Genomic DNA, 17,841 nt, shown 5'->3' with positions numbered 1-17,841 from the left:
TCCCCGGCCCCGCTGGTTGAGGAGGCGCGCCAGCGCCGTCTCAAAACCACCCTCGGTGGTCAGGTGGTTTCGAGACAGGACTTCGTCCTTCCGCAACCACCGGCACGACAGGACGTCGTCCTTCCTCAACCACCGTCCGCTGGTTGAGGAGGCCGGCTACGGCCGTCTCGAAACCACCCACGCCCACCCCGCTGGTTGAGGAGATCGCGCTGGCGACCGTCTCGGAACCACCGCGGTGACCCGTCGAATGCAATAACGAGACGCACGTATCGTAATCTCGGAGCATGAGCCGAGGACGCCCCCGCACCGCCGGAGCCGACGAGGCAATCCTGACGGCCGTCCGCGAGCTGCTGACCGCGCACGGCTTCGCCGGCTTCTCGGTCGACGACGTCGCGACGCGCGCCGGCGTCGGTCGCCAGAGCGTCTACCGCCGCTGGCCCACCAAGGCCGCGCTCGTCGTCGCCGCGATGAGCGCGATCGCCGCCGGGGCCCCGCCCGGCACCGGCACGCTCGCCGGAGACCTGCGCGCTCTCGTCCAGCGCACCCGGGCGGCGTACGCCGGAGCACAGCGCAGCGCGCTGCTCGACCTGCACGCGGCGATGGCGGGCGACCCGGCCGCGCGAGCGGCGTTCGAGGAGCAGTTCGTCGCTCCCCGACGCGCGGCGCTGGCCGCTCTGCTCTCCGAGCACGACTCCCCCGCCGACCCGGCCGTGCTCCACGACCTGCTGGCCGGCCCGTTCCTGCACCGCCTGCTGACCACCGACACCGACCCCGACGACGCCCTCGTCGGGGCCGTCACCGCCGCCCTGATCGGAGCCGCATCATGAGTCCGCTGACCGAGCGCGAGGTGCGCTCGAGCTTCGTCAACGCCAGCCGCGGCGAGGTGTCGCGGATGCGTCTGCCCGACCTCGACGAGGTCGAGTGGGACACCCTCGACTTCCTGGGCTGGAGCGACCCCCGCACGCCGCAGCAGGCGCAGCTCGTGACGACGACCGACGAGGGCAGCGTCGGGGTCGCGCTGCGGCGCCACCAGCTGGGCGGCGGCCGGGCCCGGATGTGCTCGCTGTGCATGACGACCCACCCCGGCTCGGGCGTGACGCTGCTCGTCGCCGCTCGTGCCGGGAAGGCCGGTCGCGACGGCAACACCGTGGGCCTCGACATCTGCGCCGACCTGCGCTGCTCGGCGTACGTCCGCGGCCTGGTGCCGCTGCCGGTGATGAGCCGGGTGCCGGAGACCCTGCCCGTCGAGGACAAGGTCGCGCGGCTGCGGCTCAACCTCGACGCGTTCCTGCGCCGCGTCCAGCGCTGACAGCCGACCCGAGACGCAGCGAGGCCCGCCCACCGTGTCGGTGGACGGGCCTCGCAGGTGCGTCAGGCGATCAGTCGTTCTGGAAGATCGCGAGGATGCGCAGCAGGTTGGTGTAGATCCAGACCAGGCTGACGGTCATCGCGAACGCCGCGCGCCAGGACTCGACCTCGGGGATGCGGTTGGCGATGCCCTGCTCGACGAAGTCGAAGTCGAGGATCAGCATGAAGACACCGAGCACCAGGCCCACGATCGAGAACAGCAGGCCCAGGGTGCCGCCGGCGAAGATGCCGAGGTTGACCCCGAACAGGCTGAGCACCAGCGACAGGATGCTGATGCCGACCATGCCGAGCACACCGGCCATGACGCCGCGGCGGAACTTGTCGCCGACCTTGATGTTCAGGAACTTGTACGCCGCGAGCGTGCCGGCGAACGCACCGAACGTGCCGAGGACGGCGTTGGCGACGATGCCGCCGTACTGGATCTCGAACAGCTTGCTGATGCCACCGAGGGCGACACCCTCGAGCGCCGCGAAGGCGAGCACCAGCGCGGGGCTGACCACGCGCTTGAACGAGTTGACCATCGACAGCGCGAAGGCACCCAGCGAGCCGATCGTCACGGCCGCGAGGAGCGGGCCGAGGTCGACGGTCGAGGCGTTGTCCGCCGTGATGTTCGGCGTCAGGATCCACGTCGCCATCGCGGTGAGGATGACGACACCGAGGGTGATCGCCGTCTTCTGCACGACGGAGTCGATGGTCATGGGCGCCGACGAGGTGGCCGGCGCGTAGCCGGGGCCGCCCTGGCCGGGGGTGCCGGTGGACCAAGTGGACGGGTCCGAGCCGTAGCCCGGGTAGACCGCACCGTTGCCCTGGTAGGTCGTGTTGCCGTAGGCGTTCGAGCCGCCGCGGTTGAACTCCTCCGAGCGGCGGAACACCGGGTTGTTGCTCTGCATTGGTCTCTCCTTGGAGGCCGATCGGCGGTCACCGTGACCGCTGCCTGTGAGGGTCAACTGTAGAGACCCTCATCGAGCACAACGCCCGATCAGTGAGAGACGTTCCCGTTCTCGCTGTGAACAATCTGAGAGGCGCAGCGCAAGATCTCAGCCTGGTCATCGCTGGTGATCCCCGGTCGGGTGCCCGCGTTGACGTCCGCCTGGATCAGCCAGCGCCGAGCGGTCTCACGACCGACACCGAGCTTCCTCGCCACCGCCTCGACCATCGCTGTGTCCGAGGGGCCGTCGCCACGGTGGTCGGCGAACATCCGAAGCACCCGCTCCTTGATCGCGGGATCGACTCTCTTGGGCATGTGTACATCCTCCTGTGACTTAGACAGGAGCGGCATCAATCTCGTGACGGTTCAGCCATCTACGTTGAGGTCGACTACGGTGCGCGACCACAAGGGCCTGAGGCTCGTGACACTCACCGTCGAGCCCGATCGCCCCCTGGCGCGCGCGCACCTTCGCCGCCACCGCATCAGAAAGAGGCACTGACTGAGTTCCGGGCGGTTCGTCTCCAGCAGGTCGGCAAAGTTCCCTAGACACAAGTCGGCTTTAGTCACACACTGCTCCCAAGCCCGACCAAAGGGGTCGAGGCGAGAACGGGGGCGATGGTGAACTCGAAGCCGGTTTCAGGACTCCGCGAAGCACGTACGTGCGGGAACTGCGGAGCCAAGAACAACGAGAACAGCAAGTCGTGCATCTCTTGCGGCGCTGCTCTGTAGTCGCATCCCGCTGAGGTCGCCGTCATGGCCGGAAAGCGACGGGCTCGTGGCAGCCCTCCGAAACCGAGGTCGTGGTTCGCTCGGCTGTTCGAGCCCCCGACGACGCAGACCTCGGCCGGCTCCGCAGCAAGGCCAAACGGCTCCTCGCAGTCGTACGCGACGTGGGTCGACCCCGTCGTCACGCAGACGTCGAACCCAGACGCTAGGCGACTGCTCGCCTACGCCAAGAAGTGCGCCAGGCATCTTACCGAAGAGGGGGTGCCGCTCTTCTCGTCGGCCTATCCACGCGATGGCAGGAAGACTTACAAGGACGCGTTCTGGATTGTCGCCGTGAACGTGCAGGGCGCGTCACGAGAGTTCCACCATCACGTGTTCGGCGATCACAAAAACCCGCCTGGACATCCACCACCACTGAAGAGCGGACAGTGGTCGGGGCACTTTCGCGGCAGGGGTCTGCTGCTCACCCGTGCAGGCAACCTTGCCAGCGCTGAACTCGAAGGCTTCCTGCCCCGGTCCGGCGTCCCCAACGACCGCAGCATGGACGTGTTGTTCCACGACGTGGGCTACGACGAGGCCCAACTGCTGTACGAAGATTGGGGCTTTTTCAACCGGGGCAGGTGGCGCCGCGACCGCCGCGCGCCCACGAAGTTCCACGGCCTGCAAACGACTGACTGGCGGATCAATTTCGAAGAGAATTGGTTCAACAGCGGCCCCCGAGACAGGACGGGCAAGGGCACCAGCGCGACTCTGTCGCGCTACGTGAAGTCAGGCGGGGCCATTCAGTGGCCCCGGAACTTCGCAGACATGGACGCCGACTAAGCCAAATCTCACCTGAGGGTTCTGCCCAGCCGCCCTGCTCTATCGACCAGGTCAGCCCTAAGGACGAGCGCGAGGCCATGTGGGCGACGATCCTGGCTGACCCTAACTGGGATACCTGGGTGAGGCGCGCGATCGGTGAGCCTCGCGGATTCATCGCGTCCACAATGGACGCGACTATCTCGACCCTGCACGCGCTCTACGTCGCGCCCCTTGCACTTGCTCGCGGCGTCGGCTCGTGCCCTCTCGAATTCTGCACCGAGCAGCCCGGTCCATGTCGCGCGGGCGTGCTCGAAGTCTGGTCAGGAACACGCGAGCCATCGAGTTCTACCGGGGCGATCCCGCCCTCACTGCAACTCGCGAGGCACTCGGCATCGAAACCACCCGAACTGCCGCGAATCTTGGTGATCTGCAGCACCTCCTCACCAACGACCTCAACCCTCCCGAGAGCAGATAGCGGGGCTTCATGCGTGGGTCGAAGACCGCTTGGGCGATCCAGGTCGTGCCGAAGTGTGATGTCAGGCCGGGTCGATCCACATGACCATCGAACCCGGGTTGTTCTCAGCTCCCGGCAGCAAATCCGGATACCACCCACCCAGAGCTCCGACCCACTCCTCGTCGAGTGGCTGGCCCGCTGGGTTCGGAACGAGCACATGCGGGGGAAACCGGTCTGGCGACCCGTAGTCGAGGAAGTGCATACGGTCGTCCACTGGTTCAAGGTTGGACATCCCCCGCTGCAGTTGGTGTTGGTGCCGCATGAGGAGGACAGCGTCAACGTTCGGGTACGAGACGGCGTTCCCGCTAGCGTCCTTATGGAAGGAGTTCTCGGTCAGCAAGCCTGAGGCAGGCGAGAGAAGCGCTGTGAGTGGCTCGTTGACGTAGTCATCCCACACGATTACGAGGACTGACTGGAAATCCGCATACGCGTCACGGAAGCCTGCGAACTTCGCGTCCGCTGAGATCAGGTAGTCCTTCACGGGGTTGTCACGCGGGAGAGTGACCCCACCGGAGAGGTCGGCTGGCTTTACGTCGGAACGTTCTAGCAACTGCCACGGCTGCCGCCCCCTCGACTTCTGATGGTTGACGAGGTTGGGAGACTTCACCTCAACCCCGAATCGTCCGTGTCCGGCGACCTCAACCATGACCTCAGGATTCTTCTTGACAACAGTGCTCGGCGCGGTGGGCTCCATGGTTAAAACCGGCGGCTCCGACCATTCGTGCCTAACCAGATGCAAGACCACTACGAGTTCAGCCAGCCACTGGCTGATGGCCTCGTAATCGTCACGGTTCCTGTCACGCCCACCGATGCTCTCCAAACGTCCGAGCATCTCGTCGGCGTAACCGGGCATCGCCTCGTCGACGGTAATGAGAGCCCCAAGGGTTAGGGGAGCGAAGTACGTAGATCCTTCCGTGCCTGGCGTGAAGTTGTAGTCAAGCCAATGCCATGTCGACGCGTCTCGGATAGGTCCGTCCTGCACTCGCTGATACAACGCCGCAAGCCGCTCCGCAGTCATGCCGCCACCCTCCCACCCCTGCAAGGGACACTGGGTTTCGGTCAGCACGTCGGCGAGGTTCCGGGGTTGCTTGGAGACAAAATCTCTAAACCCACGCGCCCACGCGACTCCGCTAGAGAGGGCGTTTCACCTTATCAGGTGGACTGTCGCGTTAGATGGAGGGGCTTGCGTTTGATACCTGGACCACTCGCGGTGCCCCCGGCGGGACTCGAACCCGCAACTGATCGCTTTTAAGGCGACTTCCTCTGCCGGTTGGGACACAGGGGCCTGGCCGTGACGGCCGGGGTCAGCGTGGCACACGCAGGGCGGCGGCCCGGCCGAGGACGGCGTCGAGCATCGGCTCGGTGAGGCGACCGGTGAAGGTGTTCTGCTGGCTGGGGTGGTAGCAGCCGAGCAGCGTGATCGCCTGGCCGTCGGGACCGGAGAGGACCGCCTCGGCGCCGTGGCCGAACCTCGGTCGCGGACGCGGCACCGTCCAGCCGATCGCGTCGAAGGCCCGCAGCGTGGCGGCCCAGCCGATCCCGCCGAGGGCGACGACCGCACGGACGTGGCGCACGACGAGCGCCAGCTCGGCCTCGATCCACGGCGCGCAGGTGGCGATCTCGTCGGTGGTCGGCTTGTTCTGCGGCGGGGCGCAGCGCACCGTCGCGACCATCCGGGTGTCGATCAGGGACTGGCCGTCGTCGGCCCGGACGCTGGTGGCCTGCGTGGCCAGGCCGACGCGGTGCAGCGAGGCGAACAGCCAGTCGCCGGAGCGGTCGCCGGTGAAGACCCGACCGGTGCGGTTGGCCCCGTGCGCCGCGGGGGCGAGGCCGACGACCAGGACCTGGGGCTGCGGGTCGCCCCAGCCCGGGATCGGGCGGCCCCAGTAGGTCTCGTCGGCGTACGCCGCGCGCTTGGCGACGGCGACGTCCTCACGCCAGCGCACCAGGCGCGGGCAGGCGCGGCACACCGACACCTCGGCGTCGAGCGCGCCCAGCTCGTCGGTGCGCAGCGCGGTCCGGGCCAGGCGCCGCACCTGCGCCGGGGTGCGGGCGACCGGCGTCTCGGGCGTGGCCGGGTCACCGGGCCAGCCGGTGCCGGGCGGGACGGGCGAGTCGATGACCGGGCCGCCGGGCAGGGTCAGCGGCGCGCGCGGATCTTGCGGACGACGAGCACGACCACGAAGACGGCGGCCGCGGCGCCACCGACGATCGCGGCCTGGCGCGCGGTCTGCTTGGCGCGGTCCTCGACCTTGGTCTGCAGCTCGGTGACGGTGGCGGCGAGCTCCTCGCGCTGGCGCGCGATGTCGGCCTCGAGCTGTTCGGGTGTCTGGCTCACGCGGTGTGTCCCTTCACGGCCTCGACGTCCTGCTTGACCCCGGCGACGGCGCGCTCGGGTGCGGCCGGGGTGGCCGCGGAGACCTGCTTCTTGCCCATGAGCGCCGCGATGCCGGCGGCGGCGAGCACGACGACCGAGACGATCAGCGCGGCCAGCCACAGCGGCATCACCAGGTCGAGGGCGATGGCGGCGGTGATCAGGAGACCGCCCACGCCGTAGAGCGCGAGCACCCCCGCGCCACCGAACAGACCCACCCCGACACCGGCGTGCTTGCCCTTCTCGGCCAGCTCGGCCTGGGCGAGGCGCATCTCGGAGCGCACCAGCTCGGGGATCTGCTCCGAGAGGCGGTGCACCACGGCGCCGATGGGTTCGTCGGGATGGGCGGTCGACATGCCTGGTCGGTGCCCCGCCGGGGGCCCCCCAAACAGGAGTCCGCTCAGACGAGGGACCTGGCGATCCCGTCGAGGATGTCGCCCTCCGAGGCGACCAGCGTCTCGACGCCCGTACGCGCCAGCACCCGGGTCAGGATCAGCGCGCCGGCCCCGATCACGTCGGCGCGGCCCTCGTCGAGCCAGCCGAGCTCGAGCCGCTCGGCGACCGACATCGCGACCAGCCGGTCGACGTACGCCGTCACCGCGGCGAGCGGCAGCCGCGCCTGGTCGACGACCGCCCGGTCGTAGCGGTCGAGCCCCAGCACCCCGGCCGCGATCGAGAGCACCGTGCCGGCCACTCCGACGACGGTGCGGGCGACCGCGGGGTCGACCGGCTGGGCGTCGAGATGGGCGTCGATGTCGGCGACGCAGGCCGCGACCTCGGCCGCGGTCGGCGGGTCGGAGTGGAGGTGACGCTCGTGCAGGCGGACCGAGCCGACGTCCATCGAGTGGGCCCGGTCATCGGTCACCAGTTCGGTCGAGCCGCCGCCGATGTCGAGCACCAGCACCGGCTCCGGCGCCTCCCCGGTGAGGTTGCGGACCGCGCCGTCGAAGGTCAGCGCCGCCTCCTGGTCCCCGGTGAGCACGTCCGGAGCGACGCCGAGCCGCGCGACGACACCATCGACGAACGCCGCCCCGTTGCTGGCGTCGCGCACCGCCGAGGTGGCGCACATGCGCACCCTCGTCGCGCCGTACGACGAGATCAGGGCGGCGTAGTCGTCGAGCGCGGCGAAGGCCCGGTCGAGCGCCTCGTCGGCGAGGCGGCCGGTGGCGTCGACGCCCTGGCCGAGGCGCACCACCCGCGACTCCCGGTGGGCGATGTCGGGCAGGTCGCCGATGAGCAGGCGGATGGTGTTGGTGCCGCAGTCGATCGCGGCGACCGGCTCAACCACCGGGGCCACCGTCACACCCGAGAGTGGTTTCGAGACGGCCGTAGCCGGCCTCCTCAACCACCGGGGACGACTCCTCGACCACCGGGGACGGTTCCTCAACCACCGGCACCCGGCTCCACGCACGGTCCGGTCGCCCACCACTCGCCGAGCTCGTCGAGCACCTCGTCGCCGAGCGGGTTGACGCCGCGGCCCTGGGCGAGCGACTGGCCGGCGAGCACGTGCAGGCACTTGACGCGGTCGGGCATCCCGCCAGCGGAGATGCCGTCGATCTCCGGCACCTCGCCGAGCTCGGCGCGGGCCGCGAGGTAGCGCTCGTGGGCCGCGCGGTAGGCCTCGGCCAGCTCGGGGTCCTCGCCGAGGCGCTCCTGCATCTCGCGCATCCGGCCCTCGCCCTCGAGGGTGCCGATCCGCGAGGCCGCGCGGGGGCAGGTGAGGTAGAAGGTCGTGGGGAACGGCGTGCCGTCCGGCAGCCGCGGCTCGGTCGCCACCACGTCGGGCAGGCCGCAGCCGCACCGGTGGGCCACTCCGTGCACGCCACGGGCGGGCCGGCCGAGCTGCGCCTCGAGCGCAGCCAGGTCGTCAGGTGAGGTCACGGCGCCTCGGGCTCCTCGCCGCGGCTGGCCTCGCCGCCGGTGCCCTTGCCGGTGCCGTCGATCTCGGTCACCGGGGGCTTGCCGATGCGCGGCGGGTTGCCGGCGGTCTCCATCGTGTCCCAGGCGCCGTCCCACCACGCCTGCGGCGTCGAGCGCAGCACGGTGGTCGGGTCGGGCAGCTCCGCGACCGGCTCGAGCGGCAGGCCGTCGGCCCCGAGCACGATGTAGGTCTTCTCCCCCGGCATGACGTAGCCGAGGCGCTCGCGCGCCTGCTGCTCGACGTACGCCGGGTCGTTCCAGCGCTGCTTCTCGTCGTCGAGCGCGTCGATCGCGGCCTCGCGCTCGGCGATGGAGGCCTTGAGGTCGTTGATGTGCGAGCGCTGCTGGAGGTAGGCCCGCAGCGACGAGGCGTAGGACAGCATCAGCACGGCGAGCACCAGCACCAGCACCGCCGCGCGCATCGTGAGGCGCGAGCGGGGCCGGGTGGCAGCGGAGGCCCCTGGCCGCGCGGGGTGCGTCGTCGACGTCGTCGACGTCGCCGCGGCGCGCGGAGCCCGCGGGGCGCCGGGCCGGCGACCCGGTCCGGTGCGCCCGCGGGGTCCGCGGCTGCGGTCTCGTGCCATCAGGAGACAGTGAACCTCGGGAACGCGCCCGCGCCGGCGTACCGCGCCGCGTCGGCGAGCTCGTCTTCGATCCGGAGCAGCTGGTTGTACTTCGCGACGCGGTCCGAGCGGGCCGGCGCACCGGTCTTGATCTGGCCGCAGTTGGTCGCCACGGCGAGGTCGGCGATCGTGGTGTCCTCGGTCTCGCCCGAGCGGTGGCTCATCATGTTGCGGAAGCCGGCGCGGTGCGCGAGGTCGACGGCGTCGAGGGTCTCGGTCAGCGAGCCGATCTGGTTGACCTTGACCAGCATCGCGTTGGCGGTGCCGGTCTCGATGCCGCGCTGGAGGCGCTCGACGTTGGTGACGAACAGGTCGTCGCCGACGATCTGGACGCGCGAGCCGAGCTGGTCGGTCATCGCCTTCCAGCCGTCCCAGTCCTCCTCGTTCAGCGGGTCCTCGATCGAGACGATGGGGTACGCCGAGACGAGGTCGGCGTAGTAGGCCACCATCTCCTCGCTGCTCTTGGGCGCGCCCTCGAAGGTGTAGGTGCCGTCGGAGAAGAACTCGCTCGCGGCGACGTCCATGGCCAGCGCGATGTCGGTGCCGAGCGACTGGCCCGAGGCCTCGACGGCCTCCGCGATCAGGTCGAGCGCGGCGCGGTTGGAGTCGAGGCTCGGCGCGAAGCCGCCCTCGTCGCCCAGGCCGGTGGAGAGGCCCTTCTTCTTCAGCACGGACTTGAGGGCGTGGTAGACCTCCGCGCCCGAGCGGAGGGCCTCGGCGAAGGTCGGCGCGCCGATCGGCGCGATCATGAACTCCTGCACGTCGACGTTGGAGTCGGCGTGGGCGCCGCCGTTGAGGATGTTCATCATCGGCACGGGCAGCAGGTGGGCGTTGGGGCCACCGACGTAGCGGTAGAGCGGCAGGCCCGCCGAGTCGGCCGCGGCGCGGGCGACGGCGAGCGAGACGCCGAGGATCGCGTTGGCGCCGACGTTGGCCTTGTTGGGGGTGCCGTCGGCGTCGAGCATCGCCTGGTCGACCAGGCGCTGGTCGTCGGCGTCGATGCCCTCGACGGCCGGGCCGAGGGTCTGGATGACCCCGTCCACGGCCTTCTGGACGCCCTTGCCGAGGTAGCGGTCGCCGCCGTCGCGCAGCTCGACCGCCTCGAAGGCGCCGGTGGAGGCACCGCTGGGGACGGCGGCACGCGCGAACGTGCCGTCGTCGAGAAGGACCTCGACCTCGACGGTGGGATTGCCGCGCGAGTCGAGGATCTCGCGGGCGCCGACAGCTTCGATGGATGCCACGAGCGCTGAGCCTAGTCCGCGCGGAGGCCCCGGCGCGGGACGCCCTGGCGTGCGTCCGGTGTTCGCCCGCGCGTCGCCCGGGCGCCACCCGACGTACGCCGGACACCGTGAGCCTCCGCGCCATGCGCACCCACAGACGCGCGGCCGGGCTCACGGCCGCCGCCCTCACCGCCACCGCCCTCGTCGCGGCCGGCCCCACCGCGACCTCCACCGCGGCCCCGACGAGCCCCACCACCCAGGCTGCGTCGGGCTGGTTCGACCGGGTCGCGACGTACCCGGTCTTCCAGAACCTGCCGACCGGCGTCGCCCCGACCTCTCAGACGGTCGCCGAGATCTCCGCGGTCACCGCCGACGGCCGGACGATGATCTACACCGACGCCGCCGGCAAGCGCATCGGCTTCCTCGACCTCAGCGACCCGGCCGCCCCGCGCGGCACCGGCAGCGTCGACCTCACCCAGCTCGGCGACGCCTCCGACGAGCCGACGTCGGTCGCGGTCGTGGGCGACTACGTGCTGGTCGTGGTCGACACCTCGGCCAGCTTCACCAACCCGTCGGGCCGCCTCGACGTCATCAAGATCTCCGACCGCACTCGGGTGCGCTCGATCCAGCTCGGCGGGCAGCCCGACTCCATCGCGGTCAGCAAGGACCTGAAGTTCGCCGCGATCGCCATCGAGAACCAGCGCGACGAGAACGCCACCCCCTCCGGCGGCTCGAAGGGCGACCTGCCGCAGGCGCCGGCCGGGTTCGTCCAGGTCGTCGACCTGCCCTCGCCGTCCGACCCCTCCGGCTGGACGGTCACGCCCGTCACCCTGCCGTCCTCGGCCCTCACCGGGCTGACGGCTCCCGACGACGCCGAGCCGGAGTACGTCGACATCAACGACGCCAACGTGCTCGCGCTGACCCTGCAGGAGAACAACGGCGTCGTCTTCATCGACCTCGCCACCAAGGCGGTCCTGCGCTCGTGGAGCGCCGGCACCGTCACGCTGAGCGGCGTCGACAACACCAGCGACAAGGTCTTCAACCCCACCGCGACGATCACCGGCGTCCCGCGCGAGCCCGACGCGATCCAGTGGGTCGGGCCCGACCTGGTCGCCACCGCCAACGAGGGCGACTGGAAGGGCGGCAGCCGCGGCTGGACCGTCTTCAACGCCACCACCGGCGCGGTGGTCTGGGACGCCGGCACCAGCTTCGAGCGCATCGCCGTCGCGCACGGGCTGTTCAACGACGCCCGCGCGAGCAAGAAGGGCACCGAGCCCGAGGGCCTCGCCTTCGAGACGTTCGGCGGCACGCCGTACGCCTTCGTCGGCTCAGAGCGGAGCAACTTCGTCGCGGTCTACGACATGAGCGACCCGACCGCGCCGGTGTTCCGGCAGGTACTGCCGACGACCAACGGCCCCGAGGGGCTGCTGCCGGTGCCCTCGCGCAACCTGCTGCTCACCTCGTCGGAGACCGACGACGCCTCGGTCGGCGTGCGCGCCAGCGTGGGCGTGTTCCGGCTCGGCACCAGCACCCCGACGTTCCCCTCGATCGTCTCGACGCCGACCGACGGCTCGGCCCAGCCGATCGGCTGGACCGCACTGGGCGCCCTCTCCGCCGCACCCGGCGACCCGACCCACCTCTGGTCGGCCAGCGACTCGGCCGCCAGCCCGGGCCGGCTCTACTCCGTCGACGTGAGCAAGAGCCCGGCCGTCATCGACCGGGTCGTCGAGACCACCGAGAGCGGCGCGCCCGTCGCGCTCGACATCGAGGCCGTCTCGGCGCGCTCCGAGGGCGGGTTCTGGCTCGGCTCCGAGGGCGCGACCGGCGCCGCCAACGCGCTGGTCAAGGTCTCGGCCACCGGCGTCGTGCAGCAGCGCGTCTCGCTGCCGACCGCGGTCTCCGACCGGATCAAGAACTGGGGCATCGAGGGCGTCGCCGCGACCGGCACCGGCTCCGCCGAGCAGGTCTACGTCGCCCTGCAGCGCCCGCTGTGGGTCGACCCCAGCGTCGCCGCCGGCGCGGTGCAGCCCGTCGAGGGCAACAACGCGCGCATCGGCCGCTACGACGTCGCGACCGGCGCGTGGACGTGGTTCCTCTACCCGCTCGAGACCACCTCGACCTCCGGTGACTGGATCGGGCTGTCCGAGATCACGATGGTCGACAGCGACACCGTCGCCGTCATCGAGCGCGACAAGCTCAACGGGCCCGCCGCCGCGGTCAAGCGCGTCTACACCGTCGACCTGCCCAGCACCGCGACCGGCTCGGTCACCCCGGTGACCAAGAGGCTCGCCGTCGACGTGCTGCCCACCCTGCGCGGCCTCAAGGGCTGGACCCAGGAGAAGCTCGAGGGCCTCACCATCGGCGCCGACCGCCAGGTCTACGCCGTGACCGACAACGACGGGCTCAAGGACGCCACCGGCGAGACGCAGTTCCTGCGCCTCGGCAAGGCGACCGACGTGTTCAGCTCGGCGCTGTCGTCCTCGACCTCGCTCAAGCTCAGCGCCACCTCGATGCTGCTCGGCGGCACCGCCACCGCGACCGTCACCGTCACGCCCGCCTCCTCGGCCGCGTCGGCCGGCACGGTGACGCTGCTCGACGGCGGCACCCCGGTGGCCACCGTCAAGCCGTCGAGCACCGGCGTCGCGACCTTCACCTTCACCCCCGGCCTCGGCTCGCACAGCTACACCGCGACGTGGAGCGGCACCGACACTCGCCGCCCGAGCACGTCGTCGGCGAGCACGCTGGTCGTCGGCAAGGTCGTCACCACGACCACGCTGCGGGCCGACGTGGGCCGCAAGAAGGTCCGGCTGCACGCGACCGTCACCGGCGCCACCAGCGGCACCGTCACCTTCACCTCCCGCGGCAAGGTGCTCGGCACCGCGACCGTCCGGAGCGGTGTCGCGACGCTGGTGCTCAAGGCCAAGCCGGGTCGCCGCACCGTCGTGGCGTCGTACGCCGCCCACGACTCCGTGCTCGGCTCGGAGTCGAACGCCGTGACGGTGAAGGTCAAGAAGGCGAAGAAGCGCCGCTAGGGCCACCGGCTCGACGTACGGCGGTCCGGAGCGCCTGCTCCGGGTCGACCCCGCTCGCCACGGCCTCGGCGACCAGGCTCAGCAGCCGGTCGCCGAGGCCGTCGGCGTTCGTGGACGGCTCGAGCCCCCGCTCGACGGCCTTGGCGGCGTACAGCAGCGCCGGGAGGGTCTCCGGCAGGCCGTCGGTCGGCGAACGACGCGGGGCGTCGGCCTGCTTGATCGCCTGCCAGGCCGCGTCGACCTCGGCAGCCGTCGCCGGCGTCTCCGCGTCACCGAAGACGTGGGGGTTGCGGCGGTGCATCTTGTCGACGATGCCGCGCGCGACGTCGTCCAGGGTGAAGGTGCCGGCCCCCTCCGCGATGGCCGCGTGGAAGTAGACCTGCAGCAGCAGGTCGCCCAGCTCCTCGCGCAGGTGGTCGGGGTCGCCGCCGTCCGCGAGGTCGTCGATCGCCTCGAGGGTCTCGTGGGCCTCCTCGAGCAGGTAGCGCGACAGCGAGGCGTGGGTCTGCTCCCGCTTCCACGGGCACTCGGCCCGCAGGCGGCGCATCACCTCGCGGAACTCGAGGAGCGGCTCGTCCCCCGCCCCTCCCGGCTGCTGCTCGGTCAGGTCAGCCCTCGGTCCCGCCGCACACCATGTGCTGGGGCAGCGAGGCGGCGTAGGACTCCGACGGCTGGGCGGCCAGGCCGCCCGTGGCCGCCGAGCTGACGGCCACCGAGGTGTCGGTGTCGGCCTGGCCGGCGGTGCCGTACTCGAAGGCGTACTTGGGGTTGACCTCGACGTCGTTCTTCTCGAACCAGTCGTCGAGCACCGCCTGGCCGGCCGCCGCCGCGCCGTCCGTGGCGCCGTTGTCGGCGTCGTCGCCCTCGTCGTCGCCGGCCTCGATCGCGCCGATCTGGGTGAGGACGTCCTGGTAGTAGGCCTGGCCGCCCTCGATCTCCAGCACGGCGTCGCGCTGCGCCCGGCTCAGCGAGGCGACCTGGGGCTCGAGCTGGGCGAGGGCCTGGCGGTAGCTGTCGCCCGCCTGCACGTCGTACTGCTCGGCGAGCTGCTCGGCGGCCGCCTTGATGACCAGCGTCGTCGTGAACTCGTGGGTGAGGTAGCGCAGCGGCACCGACTGCGTGCCGCCCTGCTCGGCCGAGACCGCCTCGATGGCTCCGCAGTAGCCGTCGGTCACCTGCTCCACCTGGTGCTCGGTGATGCGGACGTCACCCACCTTCGCCGCCACCCCCGGGCTGAACTGGGTGCCGGCGACGCCGCAGCCGCTGAGCAGCGTGACACCGGTGAGAGCGAGGACCGGGAGCAGACGGGCGTGACGCACGGCACCATTGAACACCGACCGCGCCCCGGCGCGCCTCCCCGGGTCGAGTCCCCTCGCAGTGGTCTCCCCACGGTGGTTGAGGAAGTCGCGCCAGCGACTGTCTCGAAACCACCTCAGCTGTCGAGCTGACGTGCGCGTGGTTTCGAGACAGGACTTCGTCCTTCCTCAACCACCGGTCATGGCGGTGTCGGCGTACTGGGCGTAGGGCCAGGTGCGGACGAGCTGGAGGGCGCGCTGGAGGTCGAAGGGGTCGGCCTGCATGAACAGCCACGGGCGGCCGATCCACATGAAGGCGTCGCAGTGGAGGGCGGCGGCGCGGCGGTTCTCGGCCGACATGCCCCAGGCGGGATCGGCGACGCGGGTGGTCGGCGGGATGCCGAGAGTGACGCAGGTCGTGTCGTCGACCGAGCGGCACAGGTCGGCGTTGTCGAAGTGGCCCTTGCCGTCGTACTCGTAGCCGCGGAACGGGCGGCCGTTGGAGGAGGTGTTGACGACGAAGTGCTTGTCGGTGATGCCGCGCGCGGCGAGTGCCTCGACGACGCGGGCGCCGAACTCCACCTCGAGCTCGGTGGAGTTGTAGTGGGTGTTGTTGAGCGAGAAGCCGCGGACGTACTCCACCCCGGCGGGCACGAGCAGGCGCAGCGCCTCCTCGGGGTCGCCCTGCAGCCAGTCCTCAGCGCCGGCATCGATGTAGACCGCGGCGTTGGGCAGGGCGCCCAGCACCTGCGCGGAGTAGCGGATCAGGCTGCTGTAGATGCCCGAGCCGCCGGGCGCGCACAGCGCGAACGGGCCGTCGGCCTGCAGCGTGATGGCGACCGGCGAGTCGCCGATGCCGCGGGCCAGGGCGTCGGTCCACGCCTTGTAGCCCGCCTGCTCGGCCGGGCCGGGCAGCGAGCGGCAGGCGTCGTGCTCCCACGGCTTCATCCGGAACGTCGCGAGCTGGACGAGCTTGTCGGGGTCGCCGTCCTGGGCGTTGGCGATGTAGTCGCGGACCTTGCCCTCGATCTCGCCGTCGGGGATCCAGGCGCCGAACCACTTCGAGCGCGGCTGCAGCACGATCTCGCCCAGCAGCGACCGGGTCTCACCCGACGACCGCTCGTACGGCGCCCACGCCTGGTCGCCGTCGCCGTAGTAGTTGCCCCAGGGGCGACCGGCGAGCGGGTTCGCCTGTCGCGCCGCTCGTAGCTCGGCAAGGGTCTGGCGCCGCGCCTCGCGCTTCGCCTGGCGGGCCGCGACGCGGGCGGCCCGCTTCGCCTCCGCCCGCGCCTGCGCCTTCGCGGCCCGCCGGGCTGCGCGCTGCTCGGCCGCCGAGATCGTGGGCTCCGCGACCGGGGTCGGCGTCGGCGTCGGGGTGGCGGCCGACGACACGGGTGTGGTCGGCGCACTGGGCAGCTCGGACGACGAGGGCACGGTCGAGGAGTCCGAGCACGCGGCGCCGAGGGCGGCCACGAGCGCGAGGGCGGCGGCGGTCGCGCAGAGTCGGGTCATCGCCGTCCATGATCCGTGTGCGACGGCGTTCGGCGAAACCCGCGTCCCACCGACTCGACAGCAGCCCTGGTCAGGGCGTCTCGCGCCCCCTCTCGTGGACGCGACGCACATAGCGTCGCCGCAGGGGCATCGTCACCAGCGCCAGGCCGAGAGCGACCAGCAGGATGGTCCACCACGGCCACCTCAGTGTCTCGACGACCACGAAGGGCGCGATCGCGAGGATCGAGAAGAGTGCCCACCACATGACATCGTTCGCGTCGATCAGGGGGTCGCCACCGCGGTCGGCCACCGCTCACACCTCCCCAAGGGCGTCGATGCCGGCGAGCAGCGTCTCCACGTTGGCGCGGTTCTCGCCCCAGTCGAGGACCGTCGTCCGCAACCTGCTCCGCGAGGTCACCTCGACCTCCGTCCAGCCGGAGCCCTCGGGAGCCGAGCAGGCGTGCACCTCGACTCGCTCACCCCAGGAACGCCAGGTCACGGGGATCTTGAGCTGCACCCGTCCTCGACGCTCCTCGACGACCGACGCCTTCAGTCTCTGTCGCCCGATGGCGACGGCGGCCTCGAGCACCCGGTCCGGCGGTGTCGTCGTGGCCACCCGCCCTGAGGATCGCTGCCCACCCCAGCGGTCTCTGAACACGACGTACAGCAAGCCGGTTACGGCGAGCGTCACCACGGCCCCGCCTGCGGAGACGACGAGCAGCTCCATAGAACGGCGTTACCCCGTTGCGGTGTCGGTCACAGGATCCGGGCTGAGACCATGAATCGGTGAGTCCGGTCGAGCAGCTGCTGGTGCTCGCGACCGGGTTCGGAGCCGGCGTGCTGTCCTCGACGGTCGGGGTCGCCTCGCTGCTCAGCTTCCCGGTGCTGCTGGCCCTGGGCGTGCCGCCCGTCGTCGCCAACGTCTCCAACACGCTCGGGCTGACGCCGGCCGGCCTGAGCGGCTCGCTGGGCTACCGCGAGGAGCTGCGCTCGCAGCCGCGGATCGCCGCCACGGTGCTGGTGACCTGCGCCCTCGGCTCGATCGGCGGTGCGCTGCTGCTGCTCGCCCTCCCGCCCGGGGTCTTCGAGCGGGTCGTCCCCTGGCTGATCCTGCTCACCTGCCTGCTCGTCGGAGTGCAGCCCTGGATCACCGCCTGGCTGCGGCGCCGCTCCGGCTCCGCCCCGGTGAGTCGTCGCGGCCTGGGGCCGGCCACCACGGTGGCAGCCACCGTCGTCGGTGCCTACGGCGGCTACTTCGGTGCCGGGGCCGGCGTCATGATGGTCGCGGTCCTCGGCTTCGGCGCCGACCTGGAGCTCCGGGTCGCCAACGCGCTGAAGACGCTCTGCCTCGCCGCGGCCAACGTCGTCGCGAGCCTCGTCTTCGTCCTGGTCGCCGAGATCGACTGGCCGGTCGCGATCACCCTGGCCCTCGGCTCCGTCATCGGTGGGTACGTCGGCGCGCGGGTCGGGCGCAGGCTGCGCCCGACCCTGCTGCGCGCCGCCATCGTCGCCGCAGGGCTGACGGCGTTCGTGCTGCTCGTGTGACCCG

21 protein-coding genes and 1 tRNA gene are annotated in these 17,841 nt (G+C 71.1%); 6 read left to right on the top strand and 16 right to left on the bottom strand.

The window, feature by feature from the left end; genetic code table 11:
• Positions 1 to 284: 284 nt before the first annotated feature.
• Together GRQ65_RS12370 and GRQ65_RS12365 are read left to right on the top strand one after the other, a co-directional pair.
• Positions 285 to 827: a TetR/AcrR family transcriptional regulator gene (locus GRQ65_RS12370; RefSeq protein ID WP_160878289.1), complete on the top strand. Its 543-nt coding sequence runs from the start codon at positions 285 to 287 to the stop codon at positions 825 to 827.
• On the top strand, positions 824 to 1,309 hold the full coding sequence (locus GRQ65_RS12365; protein ID WP_160878288.1) for an FBP domain-containing protein: 486 nt from the start codon (positions 824 to 826) through the stop codon (positions 1,307 to 1,309). Before GRQ65_RS12370 ends, GRQ65_RS12365 begins: the two co-directional genes overlap by 4 nt.
• 70 nt (positions 1,310 to 1,379) lie before the next feature.
• Here GRQ65_RS12365 and GRQ65_RS12360 read toward each other — a convergent pair whose 3' ends face one another.
• Together GRQ65_RS12360 and GRQ65_RS12355 are read right to left on the bottom strand one after the other, a co-directional pair.
• On the bottom strand, positions 1,380 to 2,258 hold the full coding sequence (locus tag GRQ65_RS12360) for a Bax inhibitor-1/YccA family protein (protein ID WP_160878287.1): 879 nt from the start codon (positions 2,256 to 2,258) through the stop codon (positions 1,380 to 1,382).
• Between the two features lie 89 nt (positions 2,259 to 2,347).
• Positions 2,348 to 2,611, bottom strand: coding sequence for a hypothetical protein (locus GRQ65_RS12355; RefSeq protein ID WP_160878286.1), 264 nt, complete (start codon positions 2,609 to 2,611; stop codon positions 2,348 to 2,350).
• Positions 2,612 to 2,911: 300 nt separating this feature from the next.
• Here GRQ65_RS12355 and GRQ65_RS24280 point away from each other — a divergent pair, with 300 nt between their 5' ends.
• Together GRQ65_RS24280 and GRQ65_RS12345 are read left to right on the top strand one after the other, a co-directional pair.
• On the top strand, positions 2,912 to 3,025 hold the full coding sequence (locus tag GRQ65_RS24280) for a zinc-ribbon domain-containing protein (RefSeq protein WP_160878285.1): 114 nt from the start codon (positions 2,912 to 2,914) through the stop codon (positions 3,023 to 3,025).
• A 258-nt stretch (positions 3,026 to 3,283) separates the two neighbouring features.
• A complete protein-coding gene (locus GRQ65_RS12345; protein WP_160878284.1) occupies positions 3,284 to 3,844 on the top strand; it encodes a hypothetical protein in 561 nt (186 codons plus the stop codon).
• 515 nt (positions 3,845 to 4,359) lie between these two features.
• Here the strand turns inward: GRQ65_RS12345 and GRQ65_RS12340 are convergent.
• The 9 genes from GRQ65_RS12340 to eno all read right to left on the bottom strand — a co-directional run bounded on the left by GRQ65_RS12340 (position 4,360) and on the right by eno (position 10,495).
• Positions 4,360 to 5,355 carry a hypothetical protein gene (locus GRQ65_RS12340; RefSeq protein WP_160878283.1) on the bottom strand — a complete coding sequence of 332 codons (996 nt, stop codon included), beginning with the start codon at positions 5,353 to 5,355 and terminating at the stop codon, positions 4,360 to 4,362.
• Between the two features lie 193 nt (positions 5,356 to 5,548).
• Positions 5,549 to 5,622: transfer RNA gene (locus GRQ65_RS12335), tRNA-Leu, on the bottom strand.
• Between the two features lie 19 nt (positions 5,623 to 5,641).
• On the bottom strand, positions 5,642 to 6,481 hold the full coding sequence (locus GRQ65_RS12330; protein ID WP_160878474.1) for a uracil-DNA glycosylase: 840 nt from the start codon (positions 6,479 to 6,481) through the stop codon (positions 5,642 to 5,644).
• A complete protein-coding gene (locus GRQ65_RS12325; RefSeq protein ID WP_160878282.1) occupies positions 6,478 to 6,675 on the bottom strand; it encodes a DUF3618 domain-containing protein in 198 nt (65 codons plus the stop codon). The genes GRQ65_RS12330 and GRQ65_RS12325 overlap by 4 nt, the downstream gene beginning before the upstream one ends.
• Positions 6,672 to 7,067, bottom strand: a complete 396-nt coding sequence (locus tag GRQ65_RS12320) for a phage holin family protein (protein ID WP_160878281.1) — start codon at positions 7,065 to 7,067, stop codon at positions 6,672 to 6,674. Before GRQ65_RS12320 ends, GRQ65_RS12325 begins: the two co-directional genes overlap by 4 nt.
• Before the next feature lie 44 nt (positions 7,068 to 7,111).
• Positions 7,112 to 7,999: a Ppx/GppA phosphatase family protein gene (locus GRQ65_RS12315; RefSeq protein ID WP_160878280.1), complete on the bottom strand. Its 888-nt coding sequence runs from the start codon at positions 7,997 to 7,999 to the stop codon at positions 7,112 to 7,114.
• A 95-nt stretch (positions 8,000 to 8,094) separates the two neighbouring features.
• Entirely contained in the window at positions 8,095 to 8,592 is a 498-nt protein-coding gene (locus GRQ65_RS12310) for a DUF501 domain-containing protein (RefSeq protein ID WP_160878279.1), read from the bottom strand.
• Entirely contained in the window at positions 8,589 to 9,215 is a 627-nt protein-coding gene (locus GRQ65_RS12305; protein ID WP_160878278.1) for an FtsB family cell division protein, read from the bottom strand. The genes GRQ65_RS12310 and GRQ65_RS12305 overlap by 4 nt, the downstream gene beginning before the upstream one ends.
• On the bottom strand, positions 9,215 to 10,495 hold the full coding sequence (gene eno, locus GRQ65_RS12300) for a phosphopyruvate hydratase (protein WP_160878277.1): 1,281 nt from the start codon (positions 10,493 to 10,495) through the stop codon (positions 9,215 to 9,217). Before eno ends, GRQ65_RS12305 begins: the two co-directional genes overlap by 1 nt.
• A gap of 122 nt (positions 10,496 to 10,617) precedes the next feature.
• Between eno and GRQ65_RS12295 the strand changes: the two genes are divergently transcribed.
• On the top strand, positions 10,618 to 13,506 hold the full coding sequence (locus GRQ65_RS12295; RefSeq protein ID WP_160878276.1) for an esterase-like activity of phytase family protein: 2,889 nt from the start codon (positions 10,618 to 10,620) through the stop codon (positions 13,504 to 13,506).
• Here the strand turns inward: GRQ65_RS12295 and GRQ65_RS12290 are convergent.
• The 5 genes from GRQ65_RS12290 to GRQ65_RS12270 form a co-directional block, all read right to left on the bottom strand.
• Positions 13,481 to 14,053, bottom strand: a complete 573-nt coding sequence (locus GRQ65_RS12290; RefSeq protein ID WP_160878473.1) for a nucleoside triphosphate pyrophosphohydrolase — start codon at positions 14,051 to 14,053, stop codon at positions 13,481 to 13,483. The two genes, GRQ65_RS12295 and GRQ65_RS12290, sit on opposite strands and share 26 nt — an antisense overlap.
• A 61-nt stretch (positions 14,054 to 14,114) precedes the next feature.
• Positions 14,115 to 14,825, bottom strand: a complete 711-nt coding sequence (locus GRQ65_RS12285; protein WP_160878275.1) for a hypothetical protein — start codon at positions 14,823 to 14,825, stop codon at positions 14,115 to 14,117.
• A 165-nt stretch (positions 14,826 to 14,990) separates the two neighbouring features.
• Positions 14,991 to 16,313 carry a glycoside hydrolase family 6 protein gene (locus GRQ65_RS12280; protein ID WP_160878274.1) on the bottom strand — a complete coding sequence of 441 codons (1,323 nt, stop codon included), beginning with the start codon at positions 16,311 to 16,313 and terminating at the stop codon, positions 14,991 to 14,993.
• A gap of 70 nt (positions 16,314 to 16,383) precedes the next feature.
• Positions 16,384 to 16,602, bottom strand: a complete 219-nt coding sequence (locus tag GRQ65_RS12275; RefSeq protein ID WP_160878273.1) for a hypothetical protein — start codon at positions 16,600 to 16,602, stop codon at positions 16,384 to 16,386.
• 3 nt (positions 16,603 to 16,605) lie between these two features.
• The gene (locus GRQ65_RS12270) at positions 16,606 to 17,019 is read right to left on the bottom strand and encodes a hypothetical protein (protein WP_160878272.1); all 414 of its coding nucleotides are present in this window, start codon (positions 17,017 to 17,019) and stop codon (positions 16,606 to 16,608) included.
• 59 nt (positions 17,020 to 17,078) lie between these two features.
• On the opposite strand from GRQ65_RS12270, the gene GRQ65_RS12265 reads away from it, so the two are divergent.
• On the top strand, positions 17,079 to 17,837 hold the full coding sequence (locus GRQ65_RS12265) for a TSUP family transporter (protein WP_160878271.1): 759 nt from the start codon (positions 17,079 to 17,081) through the stop codon (positions 17,835 to 17,837).
• The last annotated feature ends 4 nt before the right edge of the window (positions 17,838 to 17,841 follow it).

Source organism: Nocardioides flavescens (assembly GCF_009823805.1).
GTDB classification, from domain to species: Bacteria; Actinomycetota; Actinomycetes; order Propionibacteriales; family Nocardioidaceae; genus Nocardioides; species Nocardioides flavescens.
The sequence above is the reverse complement of the archived record's forward strand: the minus strand, read 5'-3'. Positions and strand labels throughout refer to the sequence as shown.